Source organism: Bizionia sp. M204 (genome assembly GCF_023205095.1).
Lineage (GTDB): Bacteria > Bacteroidota > Bacteroidia > Flavobacteriales > Flavobacteriaceae > Algorimicrobium > Algorimicrobium hallyeonense.
Genome location: NZ_CP046242.1, coordinates 893,660 through 905,983 on the forward strand (window position 1 = coordinate 893,660; position 12,324 = coordinate 905,983).

Consider the following 12,324-nt stretch of genomic DNA (forward strand, 5'->3'; position numbering starts at 1 on the left):
GTTATTTATAGTTTTTCTTTAGTAGATTTACATAATCAAGTATAAAATCATGTCAAAAAATATTAAAAAAATAGGTGTTTTAACCTCTGGTGGTGATTCGCCAGGCATGAATGCCGCCATTCGTTCCGTTGTTAGAACCTGTGCATACCATGAAATAGAATGTATTGGTATTTATCGCGGTTTCGAAGGATTGATTGAAGGCGATTTTAAATCCCTTTCAGCACGTAGTGTAAACCACATTATCAATAAAGGAGGCACCATGCTAAAGTCGGCTAGATCTAAAGAATTTAGAACAGATGCAGGTCAGCAGAAAGCGCATGACAACCTTGTTAATGCAGGTATAGATGCTTTAGTTATTATTGGAGGTGATGGTAGTTTTACGGGAGGTTTAGTTTTTAATAAAGCCTTTAATTTCCCTATTATTGGTATCCCAGGAACTATAGATAATGATATTTTTGGCACCAACTTTACGTTGGGTTTTGATACCGCTTTAAATACGGTTGTTGAGGTAATTGATAAAATACGAGACACAGCAAGTTCACACAAACGATTGTTTTTTGTGGAGGTTATGGGTCGCGATGTTGGTCACATTGCCTTAAATGCAGGTGTTGGAGCAGGAGCTGAAGAAATATTAATCCCTGAAGAAGATTTAGGGTTGGATAGACTTTTAGAATCCTTAAGACGCAGTAAAAAGTCTGGTAAATCATCTAGTATTGTTGTGGTAGCGGAAGGCGATAAAATTGGAAAAAATGTTTTTGAATTGAAAGATTACGTTGAAGAAAACATGGAAGAATACGAAGTGCGTGTTTCGGTATTAGGGCATATGCAACGTGGTGGATCACCATCCTGTTTTGATCGTGTTTTAGCCAGTAGAATGGGTGTGAAGGCAGTGGAAACCTTATTAGAAGGGAAAACAAATTTTATGGTTGGTATTTTAGATAATAAAATTACATTAACACCATTAGAAAAAGCCGTTAAAGGCAAAACAGAAATAAATAAAGAATTATTACGCGTGTCCGATATTATGACCACGTAACAATAATAGTAATAAAAAAATAGCAAAATTATGGCAAAATTAAAATTAGGAATAAACGGATTTGGACGTGTTGGTCGTATTGTATTTAGAGCAACAATGGAAAGGCCAGATGTTGAGGTAGTAGCAATTAATGATTTGCTTGATGTTAACCATTTAGCCTATTTATTAAAGTATGATTCCGTTCATGGTCGTTTTGATGGAACGGTTGAAGTGGAAAATGGCCATTTAGTTGTTAATGGAAAAACGGTGCGTGTAACAGCAGAGCGTGACCCGAAAAATTTAAAATGGGATGCCGTAGAAGCAGCTGTTATTGCTGATTGTACTGGGATTTTTAAAACTATTGAGTCGGCTCAAGCTCATATTGATGCGGGCGCCAAAAAAGTGGTAATCTCTGCACCAAGTAAAGATGCACCTATGTTTGTAATGGGTGTTAATCATTTAGATGCTAAAGCAACGGACACCATAGTTTCAAATGCCTCTTGTACAACAAATTGTTTGGCACCAATGGCTAAAATTATGAATGATAATTTTGGTATTGAAGAGGGTTTAATGACAACGGTTCATGCTACAACGTCCTCGCAACATACCGTAGATAGTCCAAGCGCCAAAAATTACCGTTTAGGGCGTTCTGCTTTAAATAATATTATCCCAACAACCACTGGAGCCGCTAAAGCCGTTGGTAAAGTTATTCCAGAATTAGATGGGAAATTAACAGGTATGGCATTTCGTGTGCCTACAGCTAATGTATCTGTTGTTGATTTAACAGTGAGAACTAAAAAAGAAACCTCTTTAGAAGCCATTAAAAAAGTATTTAAGGAAGCTGCTGAAGGTTCTTTAAAAGGAATTGTAGGTTATACCGAAGATGCTGTGGTTTCACAAGATTTTGTTAGTGAAGATCGCACCTGTGTTTTTGATGCCGATTCAGCTATTGAATTGAATTCTCGATTCTTCAAATTAGTAGCTTGGTATGATAATGAGTATGCTTATTCTTATAAATTAGTAGAATTAGCCGAGCATATTAACAGTTTATAAATATAATACTACATTTGAATTCGCAGTTTTATAATTTTAAATTGTAGACTGCGAATTTTTTATTTTTAGAAATATGATAGTAATTGTTGATAGTGGTTCTACAAAATGTGATTGGCTTTCCGTTGATAAAAATGGCAATCATTTATTAGAAAAAATAAAAACCAAAGGTTTAAACCCAGCCATTTTACAAGCGGAAGAACTTTATAAAATAATCAATGAGCAACCAGATTTAAATAAACATAAATTAAATGTTTCTCATGTCTATTTTTATGGAGCCGGTTGCGGAACTGAAAAGCCACGATTACTTTTAAAACAGGTTTTGGCATCTATCTTTACAAATGCTTTAATCGAAGTGAAGGAAGATACCTATGCAGCCATTCGAGCCACCGTTAATAAACCAAATGAGGCAGCTGTAGTTTGTATTTTAGGAACAGGTTCTAACTGTAGTTATTTTGATGGAAGCCATGTGCATCAACGCGTTAACTCGTTGGGATATTCGCTAATGGATGATGCTTCTGGGAATTACTATGGCAAACAGTTAATTCGGGATTATTATTTTTATCATATGCCAGAAACCCTCCGGACTGCTTTTGCCGAGACCTATAATATGGATACAGATTTTATTAAACACAACCTATATAAGCAACCCAATCCGAATGCCTATTTAGCCAGTTTTGCTGAATTTATGTTTTTACATAAGGAAAACGTGTATATTAAAAATTTGATAAAAAAAGGTTTGCGACTTTTCTCTGAAAATATGATTCTTCAGTTTAAAGAAGAAATTAAAACCGTTCCTGTTCATTTTGCCGGTTCTATCTCGTATTTTTCAAAAGATGAAATTTTAGAAATAGCCGAAGAATATCATTACAAAGTGGGCAACATAGTAAAACGACCAATTGATGGTTTGGTTAATTATCACACCAATAAAAACGAATAATGGAAATAGCAATTATAGCACACGATGGAAAAAAGGCGGAAATGGTTCAGTTTTTAAATGAACATAAGGCGTTTTTTCATCAAGATCACATCACTTTAGTGTCTACAGGAACAACCGGAAATAAGGTGGAAAGCGCAGGATTTAAAGTGAAAAAATTACTATCAGGACCTTTAGGCGGTGATGCGCAAATAGCCGGACGTGTAGCCGAAGGATTGTGCAAGATGGTACTTTTTTTCAGAGATCCATTAGCAAAACACCCACATGAACCTGATGTGTTAATGCTGATGCGTTTGTGCGATGTGCATGATGTACCATTGGCAACCAATCCGGCAACTGCCTTGCTTTTAATTAAGGGATTGTAAATTATTTATCCTTAAAACAGCGTTTGTTTTTCAGCAAACTTACTTGGTATAAACTTGATTTTCTTGTTCTGCCACACGAATAAAGGTTGTTCGTTTGGTAAGCTCTTTTAGGCGTTGTGCGCCAACATAGGTGCACGTACTTCGTAAGCCACCTAAAATATCAAATACCGTTGTTTCTACCGAGCCTCTATACGGAACTTCAACCGTTTTACCTTCACTAGCACGGTATTCAGCAACACCACCAACGTGTTTATCCATAGCGGTTTCAGAACTCATACCATAAAATTGTTTATAGTTTTCGCCATCACGTTCTATTAACTCACCACCACTTTCATCATGCCCAGCTAACATGCCTCCAAGCATAACAAAATCTGCACCAGCACCAAAGGCTTTGGCAACATCACCCGGTGTCGTACAACCACCATCACTTATTATTTGTCCACCAAGTCCGTGGGCAGCATCCGCACATTCTATGATAGCGGATAATTGCGGATAGCCAACGCCCGTTTTAACGCGTGTGGTACAAACAGATCCTGGACCAATTCCAACCTTAATAATATCGGCTCCAGACAATAATAATTCTTCTACCATTTCACCAGTAACCACATTTCCGGCTATAATAACTTTGTCAGGGTGTGCTTTTCGCGTTTTTCTAACAAAATTGGTAAAATGTTCCGAATAACCATTGGCAACATCAATACATATGAAATTGAGGTGTGGACAAGCATTTAGGATGTCTTTTAACTTTTTAGAGTCTTCACCTCCCGTTCCTGTACTAACCGCAATATAATTTTCAATTCCTTTTGGCGCCGTATTTATAAAGTTTTTCCATTCTTCTACCGTATAATGTTTATGGATGGTAGTAAATAAGGAGTGTTTATATAATGCTTTGGCCATGTCAAAGGTTCCAACAGTGTCCATATTGGCAGCCATAATGGGAATCCCTGTCCATGTTTTCTTGCTGTGTAAAAAGGTGAATTCACGCACTAAACTCACGTCCTTTCTGCTTTTTAAGGTCGATCGTTTTGGACGAATCATCACGTCTTTAAAACCTAATTTTATATCGTGTTCTATACGCATATTAATTTGTAATAAGAATTATTCAAATATACATGTTCCAAATTAGTAAAACTTCATGTGGCTGAAATTCTATGTATTATTTTAAGGTGTTTGATAGAATTCTAATTTATAAATTTTTAATTTGTGTTGCTTTAAAACAAAGTAATTATAAACAAATGATCTTTTGATAAATCTAATAATTTTATGAGTAAAAATACATTTAGAAATTTTTGGATTATTCTGTGGTTAATGGGTTTAAATTCTTATGTTTTTTCACAGGATATAGAGCCACGTCGTTGGACGCCTTTGCCATTAGGAACGCATGTTATTGGTGCAGGTTATGCCTTTGCTAACAGTGATATTTATTTTGATCCGGTTTTGCAAACTGAAGATGTAAAACAAAATATGGACATTATTGCCGTTTCTTATGTACAGCCTTTTAAAATTGGGAACAAATTAGCGCGTGTGGATGTTACAATTCCTTATGTTTTTGGAAAATGGGAAGGTAAAATTTCTGGAGAACCTAAAACGCTTAACAGACAAGGGTTTGCGGATCCTAGAATTCGTGTTTCTTTAAATTTAATTGGACCCAATGCCATGAATAGGGTTGAAATGATGGAATATATAAAAGCCAACCCAGTAAATACCATGTTAGGTGTGTCATTAGCCGTTAATTTTCCTTTGGGGCAGTATGCGGAGGATCGCTTAATTAATTTGGGTAATAATCGTTTTATTATTAGACCGCAAATAGGAATGGTTCATAATTGGGGGGGCGTGGTCTTATGAACTAACAACTTCCGTCTTTATTTTCACGGCGAACAACCTGTTTTTTAATCATCAAGAAAAGAAACAAAATCCACTATATGCCGTGCAATCGCATTTAATTCACCGATTTAAAAATAGGATGTGGGTTTCTGCAAGTGCTGGATTAGGAAGTGGTGGTTCCGCAATAATTGATGGTGTATCACAAAATGATGCACGTGGCGATTTTTTAGGAGCCATATCGTTTGGAGCACCAATTACAAAAGCACAAGCTGTAAAGTTGTCTTATTTACGCTCGGTTACTTTTCAAGATATTGGTTCGGACAGTAATACGTTGGGTTTTGCCTGGTCTATGGCTTTTTAAGATTGCTATTTGACAGCCATCATACTAATTTCCACATTTACATATTTTGGTAAATTGGCAACTTCTACGGTTTCACGGGCTGGTGCTGTATCTGAATTAAAATATGTTGCATAAACCGCATTGATTTTTGAGAAATTACCCATATCACTTATAAATATGGTTGATTTAATAACGTTTTCAAAAGTCATGTCAGCAGCTTCTAAAACAGCCTTCATGTTTTGCATAACCTGTTCTGTTTCCAGTTCTATAGTATCCAAAACTAATTCGTTTGTTACGGGATTAATAGCAATTTGTCCAGAGGTATAAAGCATATTTCCTACTAAAACGGCTTGGTTATAAGGTCCAATTGGAGCAGGAGCGTGTTTCGTGTTGATAATTGTTTTCATCGTAAAAGTATATTAGTTAATCGTGTTGGAATACATTATAGTCGTTGGTCAGGCTGGCGTCGTTTATCATATTTAATATCTTTCAGGATATTGGATTTAATCCCAATAAAGAAATACCACGAACTTCTAGTACTAAAAGGAACCCAGCTAAAATTCATGCGCCAACTTAATAAATCGCGCTCAAAACGTAATTGGGTGTAAGTAAAACCATTGTTTTTAAAATCATAACCCGATGAAGCTCCAAAAGTCCATTGGGGCGCAATTTCTACATCACCAGAAAACATGAGTGAATGTGATGATATTTCATTCTCTCTTCGTGTATTCGTGTAGTTTGCAGCATAAGCTAACCTTATATTCCACGGAATTTTATTGGTATATAACTTGCTAGGGGTTCGTTCCTTATCATCATCGTCTTTGTCATAATAGCTCTGGTCTGAAAAATCTTGTGCTCGACCAAATAAATCATCGGCACGACCACCACTACGCAAATTTTCTGCTGTACTTCGGTCGTTTTCTGTGCCATCAAAATCATTACTAGAAATGGAGTAACTCATGGTGATATTGGCACTTGTTAATCGAAATAAACTGCCACCATTATCAATATTAAACTTATCAATTTTGGAGTTGTTATTATCTAAAGCATACGGATCCAACGTGGCCCCAAAGTTTATAGACATTTTATTGTTTAATATCTGTGTACCTCCAGACATTCTTAATGGACTCCAGTTTAATGAATCTCCCGCCAAATTATAAGCTGTTGAAAAATTCAGGTTGTCAAGGAGCTTTATTTTTTTACCTTCGGTTGCTGTGGAATCACGATTTCGTACTTTGGCTTCTATATTGTTGGATAAGCTCATGCCAATAGAGCTTGAATAGCGGTTATTTGGAATACCAAAAATACCACCTTCAAAACGCGTATATTCCTCTTCTGTAACGGTTAAACCATCTGCACTTACCACCTCATAAGTTTGATAATAATTACTGAAAGACGGATTAATATTGTAGCTCACGGATGGTCGCATAACATGTCTGATCTGTTGAATTTTAGGGTCTTTGCCTGCTTTTCTAAAATCGAACATTCCATATAATGTAGTTCCTAGACTGGTATTAAAATTGTATGTACGGAATGCATCAAAACCTTTTTCAGATTCAGTTACTACTTTCTTTTCATCGGGATCATAATACTTATTAACCGTTTCAAAAACCCAAGTCTCGTCATAAGAGGTACTAGCACTTAAGCTTAAATATTTGAAAACTTTAAAGTTTGTAGTTAAAGGAATGGTATGCTTAACACCATTTTCCGCACTATCCCACATTTCTTTTTTAAAAAATAGAGAATCCGTAGTTTGAATTCTGTTCTCGGCACGTACATTATACTGAAAATTAACATTCTGAATAATACCTTTCTTAATTCCTTCTTTCGGTGCAAAAGGGAAAATTCGACTTACACTAGCTTGAACAGTAGGTAATGTCATATTAATGACTTCAGTATTTGTGTTTTGCGAATGGGTAGCAGTAGCACTTAAATTAACTTGGGGTTCACCTTGAAAGGTTTTGGAATAGGATACAGATGATGCTAATGTATTATTTAAAAAACTAGGAGCATTAACCTGATTTATAGATGTTTGGTAATATTTACTACTTCCTAAATTGACGGATGCTGAAAACCGTGAGTTTGGATTGGCCTTTTGGTCCTGTGCATGGGACCAACGAATATTATAAATATTGGATTTTCCATAGTCCGGAAAACCACGTTCACTATTAATGAGGTTTTCATACCGAAATCCCAAGTTACCACGAAATTTATACCTGCTGGCATAAGCACTTTCCATTCGTAAACCATAACTACCGTTTGTGTAATAGTCACCGAGGACAGCCAAATCAAAATAATCACTTAACGCAAAATAATAACCACCATTCTGAATAAAATACCCACGATTACTTTCTTCTCCAAAAGTAGGAATAATAACACCTGATGTTTGCTTATTTGTTAAAGGAAAAAAACCAAATGGTAAACCTAAAGGTGTTGGTACATCGGCTATTACCATATTAGTAACTCCTACCACAATTTTTTCGCCAGGTACAATTTTTATTTTACTCGCTTGAAAATAGTACTCTGGGTTTTCAATATCTTTTGCTGTTGTAAAACGACCTTTATAGAGAAATATAACAGAATCGTTTACTTTTTTGGTAATAGGCGCAAATATTTTAATATCGCCTTGTTGGGTATTGGAATTATAAATTAAAGCCTTTTCTGTAACCGTATTAAATTTTATAGAATCGGGTTTCACCTCATTTTCTGCTTGTTTAAAAATAGGCGCTTGCGTGTATAACCCTGTGGAATCTATAATTCCTTTTGCAAAAACTGTATTGGTATTATAATCAATAACAATAATTCCAGCCTTAAGTTCCATGTCTTCATAATACACTTCGGCTTCATTGTACATGTACAATTTTTGTTCCTTATTATTAAAGGATGTATAATCTGTAGCTCTGTATTTTATGGGGCCCGTAAGCAACTCTTGCTTAGGCTTTACCGTATCATTAAGCGTGGAGTCTTGTCCTTTTTCAGAGGTTATTGGTTTTAAAGCATCACCAACACTCACATTTAAGCTATCGTTATCGGTGCTTGATTCTACCTGTATTCCCGATTTTGGCAAATCTTGAGCAAAGCCAAACGTGTTGATAAACACTGTAAAACTTAGGGCAAAAAGTATGTGAAAGTTGTTTGTACGCAACGCTTTTAAATGTATTTTTGTAAAAGTATGGCTCGGTTTTTGAATTGCCAAAATTACATATATTTTTTGTGATTAAATTAATATATCCAAAAATTCCAAAATTAAAATAAACTATTAAAAAAGTTGTTATATCCTATATGAAAACGAATACCTATATATCTTTCTTATTATTTACATTGCTTTTAACAGTTTCTTCTGTTAATTCCGTCTTTTCGCAAAGCAAGTCCGATAAATTTGTAGTTGTCTTGGATGCTGGTCACGGTGGTCATGATCCCGGTAATTTAGGGAATGGTTACAAGGAAAAAAATATTGCTTTAAATATTGTTTTGGAAGTAGGTAAGGAATTAGAAAAAAATAAAGATATTGAAGTTATCTACACGCGAAAAACAGATGTCTTCCTGAAATTACGTGAACGTGCTGCCATAGCAAATAAAGCCGATGCCGATTTATTTGTGTCTGTTCATTGCAATGCTTTTACAAATAGTGCTCATGGAACGGAAACTTTTGTGTTGGGTTTACATGCCAATGAACAAAATTTTAATATTGCTAAAAAAGAAAATGAAGTTATTTTCTTGGAGGATGATTATGAGAAGCATTATGAAGGTTTCGACCCTAATTCACCAGAATCTTTAATAGGGTTAACACTTATGCAGGAGGAGTTTTTGGATCAAAGCATACAATTGGCGAGTTATATTGAAACTAATTTCACAGGAAAACTCAACCGAAAAAGTCGTGGTGTTAAACAAGCAGGATTTTGGGTATTGCATAATACGTATATGCCAAGTGTATTAATTGAAACGGGGTTTTTAACTTATAAACCAGAAGGTGCTTATCTCAATTCAGGTAAAGGACAACATGAAATGTCTATGGCTATAAAAGACGCCATTCTGCATTATAAAAACAATTTAGACAGTAATGTTGGCGATTCTTTTCAACCGGAAATATTGAATGAATCTATTGCAAATGCAATTAAAACAACAGAGATACCTGATGTTTACGAAGGCATAACATTTAAAATTCAAATTGCTGCAAGCTCGCGTAATATTGTGACTAAACCTTATAATTTTAAAGGGTTGGATCCCATATCGAAAGAACAAATAGGCAATCTTTATAAATATTATTTTGGTGATACGTCAGATTATAATGTGGCTAAGCGGTATAAAAATGAAGCGGATGCCAAGGGTTATAATGGCTGTTTTATTGTGGCTTTTAAAAACGGAGAACTCATACCTTTAGCAAATGTGCTAAAAACATCTTCTAATTAAGTACATTCTTTATTAATTTATTTCTAATTTTGTTTAATAACCAAATATCATCAATTTGAAACTATCTAAAGAAGTTAAAACTGCCATATTAGTCCTATCAGGAATCGTTTTTCTAATTTTTGGAATTAATTTCCTTCAGGGCAAAAACCTTTTGGATGGCGCTAATACCTACTATACAGAATTTGATTATAATGCGCTAGCATCATCTTCTCCCGTTACAATAAAAGGAAATTCGGTTGGTCAAATTAAAGAAATTAAATACGTTCCAGAAACCGCTAAAACCCGTGTTACTTTTACGGTTGATAATGATTTGAAACTTTCTAAAAATAGTAAAATCCGCTTGTATTCATCAGGTTTATTAGGCGATAATGCTATTGCAATTGTGGACCCTAATGACGGCGAAATTGCAGAAGATGGCACGACCTTCCCATCTGAAGTGGAAATGGGATTGGTCCAACAATTAACTGGTAATTTTTCAGATATAAGTCAAGATTTAGGTACAACTTTAAAATCGGCAGACACCTTGCTCATCGGTGTTAATGATATTTTAAGAGATGATTCGGAAAAAGGATTAAGAAATGCTATTGCGGAATTAAATGAAACTATTAAATCGTTTAATATGCTATCTAATTCCGTAACGGCTTTGGTGCAAAAAAACGATGAAAATTTATCGGCAGTAATAAAAAACTTCGATTCCATAAGTGGAAATCTAGCAACTTTTACAGATGGCTTAAAAGAAGTGGATCTTTCAACAACCCTTGCTAATTTAGATAACACTTTAGCAAACGTGAACGCTTTGTTGTCTGATGTGGAACAAGGAAAAGGTACAATGGGGAAATTACTTAAGGATGATAAACTTTACAATAACTTGGAAATAGCGTCTCTACAGTTAAGAGAACTGTTGCAGGATGTTAAACTTAATCCAAAACGTTACGTTAATGTATCTGTATTTGGAGGAAAAAATAAAGACGATTACGAAAAGCCTGAAAGTCCAAGAGAATAAACCAAACCAACCATGAATTATATTCCAAACATACTGTTTGCCATTGCCTTAATTATTGGTATTGGCTATTTTGCTAAAAATGTCAAAAAACTACTTCGTAACATTAAACTAGGCCAAGATGTGGACGTGAGTGATAATACATCACAACGTTGGAAAAACATGATTAATATTGCTTTAGGCCAAAGTAAAATGGTGAAACGCCCCGTTTCTGGATTTCTCCATGTTATTGTTTATGTGGGTTTCATTATAATTAATATTGAAGTCTTGGAAATTATTATTGATGGTCTTTTTGGTTCACACAGAATTTTTTCTGAAATATTACCGACATCGGTGTATGGCTTCCTTATTGGATCTTTTGAAATATTAGCGGCTTTAGTATTTGTTTCTGTTATTATCTTTTGGTTGCGTAGAAATGTGATTAAAATTCAGCGTTTTTGGAAAGCGGAAATGACAGGTTGGCCAAAAAATGATGGTAATATTATTTTATATATTGAAATGGTGTTAATGGCATTATTCCTGGTAATGAACGCAACAGATCTTAAATTCCAAAGTATGGAATCGGGAAATATTATTAGCCAATTTATTGCTCCACTATTTAACGGATTACCAGAGGCAACGATTCACGCAATTGAACGCGCAGCTTGGTGGTTGCATATTTTAGGGATTTTAGGGTTCCTTAATTATTTATATTTTTCAAAACATTTACACATTCTATTAGCATTTCCTAACACTTATTATGGTAAGGTGAAGCCAAAAGGGCAGCTTGATAATTTAGAAGCTGTTACTAAAGAGGTTAAAATGATGATGGATCCCGATGCCGATCCGTATGCTGCACCAGCTGAAGAAGATGAAAATGAGGTGCCTGCAAAATTTGGTGCTAGTGATGTACAGGATTTAAATTGGGTACAATTATTAAATGCCTACACCTGTACAGAATGTGGACGTTGTACTAGTGAATGTCCTGCAAATTTAACAGGCAAGAAACTATCGCCTCGTAAAATTATGATGGATACGCGAGATAGACTGGAAGAAGTAGGTAAAAATATAGATGCTAATAAAGGTGTTTTTCAAGATGATGGAAAACAATTATTAGACAATTATATTACGCGTGAAGAATTATGGGCTTGTACTTCCTGTAATGCCTGTGTGGAAGCCTGTCCGGTAAGTATTGATCCACTATCTATTATTATGGATATGCGTCGTTATTTGGTAATGGAAGAAAGTGCAGCCCCAATGGAATTAAATAATATGATGACAAATATAGAAAATAACGCGGCACCTTGGCCTTATAACCAAATGGATCGCTTAAACTGGAAAAACGAATAGCCCTTATTTTAAAATTGAAGTATCATTAAAAATAACCTGATAACATATTGCCTT

12 protein-coding genes are annotated in these 12,324 nt (G+C 35.0%); 9 read left to right on the forward strand and 3 right to left on the reverse strand.

The window, feature by feature from the left end; translation table 11 throughout:
• Positions 1-49: 49 nt before the first annotated feature.
• From pfkA to GMA17_RS04010, 4 genes are all read left to right on the forward strand, one after another.
• Positions 50-1,036: a 6-phosphofructokinase gene (gene pfkA, locus GMA17_RS03995; RefSeq protein ID WP_248399358.1), complete on the forward strand. Its 987-nt coding sequence runs from the start codon at positions 50-52 to the stop codon at positions 1,034-1,036.
• 30 nt (positions 1,037-1,066) lie between these two features.
• Positions 1,067-2,068, forward strand: coding sequence for a type I glyceraldehyde-3-phosphate dehydrogenase (gene gap / locus GMA17_RS04000; RefSeq protein WP_248399360.1), 1,002 nt, complete (start codon positions 1,067-1,069; stop codon positions 2,066-2,068).
• 73 nt (positions 2,069-2,141) lie between these two features.
• The gene (locus tag GMA17_RS04005; protein ID WP_248399362.1) at positions 2,142-3,005 is read left to right on the forward strand and encodes an N-acetylglucosamine kinase; all 864 of its coding nucleotides are present in this window, start codon (positions 2,142-2,144) and stop codon (positions 3,003-3,005) included.
• Positions 3,005-3,367 carry a methylglyoxal synthase gene (locus GMA17_RS04010; protein ID WP_248399364.1) on the forward strand — a complete coding sequence of 121 codons (363 nt, stop codon included), beginning with the start codon at positions 3,005-3,007 and terminating at the stop codon, positions 3,365-3,367. The genes GMA17_RS04005 and GMA17_RS04010 overlap by 1 nt, the downstream gene beginning before the upstream one ends.
• A gap of 39 nt (positions 3,368-3,406) precedes the next feature.
• Here the strand turns inward: GMA17_RS04010 and GMA17_RS04015 are convergent, their stop codons facing one another.
• Entirely contained in the window at positions 3,407-4,447 is a 1,041-nt protein-coding gene (locus GMA17_RS04015) for a GMP reductase (RefSeq protein ID WP_248399366.1), read from the reverse strand.
• Positions 4,448-4,630: 183 nt separating this feature from the next.
• On the opposite strand from GMA17_RS04015, the gene GMA17_RS04020 reads away from it, so the two are divergent.
• Together GMA17_RS04020 and GMA17_RS04025 are read left to right on the forward strand one after the other, a co-directional pair.
• On the forward strand, positions 4,631-5,212 hold the full coding sequence (locus GMA17_RS04020; RefSeq protein WP_248399368.1) for a transporter: 582 nt from the start codon (positions 4,631-4,633) through the stop codon (positions 5,210-5,212).
• 118 nt (positions 5,213-5,330) lie between these two features.
• Positions 5,331-5,552, forward strand: coding sequence for a hypothetical protein (locus GMA17_RS04025; protein WP_248399370.1), 222 nt, complete (start codon positions 5,331-5,333; stop codon positions 5,550-5,552).
• Between the two features lie 5 nt (positions 5,553-5,557).
• Here the strand turns inward: GMA17_RS04025 and GMA17_RS04030 are convergent, their stop codons facing one another.
• Together GMA17_RS04030 and GMA17_RS04035 are read right to left on the reverse strand one after the other, a co-directional pair.
• Positions 5,558-5,938: a Rid family detoxifying hydrolase gene (locus GMA17_RS04030; protein WP_248399373.1), complete on the reverse strand. Its 381-nt coding sequence runs from the start codon at positions 5,936-5,938 to the stop codon at positions 5,558-5,560.
• 35 nt (positions 5,939-5,973) lie between these two features.
• Positions 5,974-8,727, reverse strand: a complete 2,754-nt coding sequence (locus GMA17_RS04035; protein ID WP_248399375.1) for a putative LPS assembly protein LptD — start codon at positions 8,725-8,727, stop codon at positions 5,974-5,976.
• An 86-nt stretch (positions 8,728-8,813) separates the two neighbouring features.
• Between GMA17_RS04035 and GMA17_RS04040 the strand changes: the two genes are divergently transcribed.
• From GMA17_RS04040 to GMA17_RS04050, 3 genes are read left to right on the forward strand one after another with little or no spacing between them, the layout of a single operon-like run.
• The gene (locus GMA17_RS04040; protein WP_248399377.1) at positions 8,814-9,941 is read left to right on the forward strand and encodes an N-acetylmuramoyl-L-alanine amidase; all 1,128 of its coding nucleotides are present in this window, start codon (positions 8,814-8,816) and stop codon (positions 9,939-9,941) included.
• Between the two features lie 55 nt (positions 9,942-9,996).
• Positions 9,997-10,944: an MlaD family protein gene (locus tag GMA17_RS04045; RefSeq protein WP_248399379.1), complete on the forward strand. Its 948-nt coding sequence runs from the start codon at positions 9,997-9,999 to the stop codon at positions 10,942-10,944.
• Between the two features lie 12 nt (positions 10,945-10,956).
• On the forward strand, positions 10,957-12,270 hold the full coding sequence (locus GMA17_RS04050; RefSeq protein WP_248399381.1) for a (Fe-S)-binding protein: 1,314 nt from the start codon (positions 10,957-10,959) through the stop codon (positions 12,268-12,270).
• The last annotated feature ends 54 nt before the right edge of the window (positions 12,271-12,324 follow it).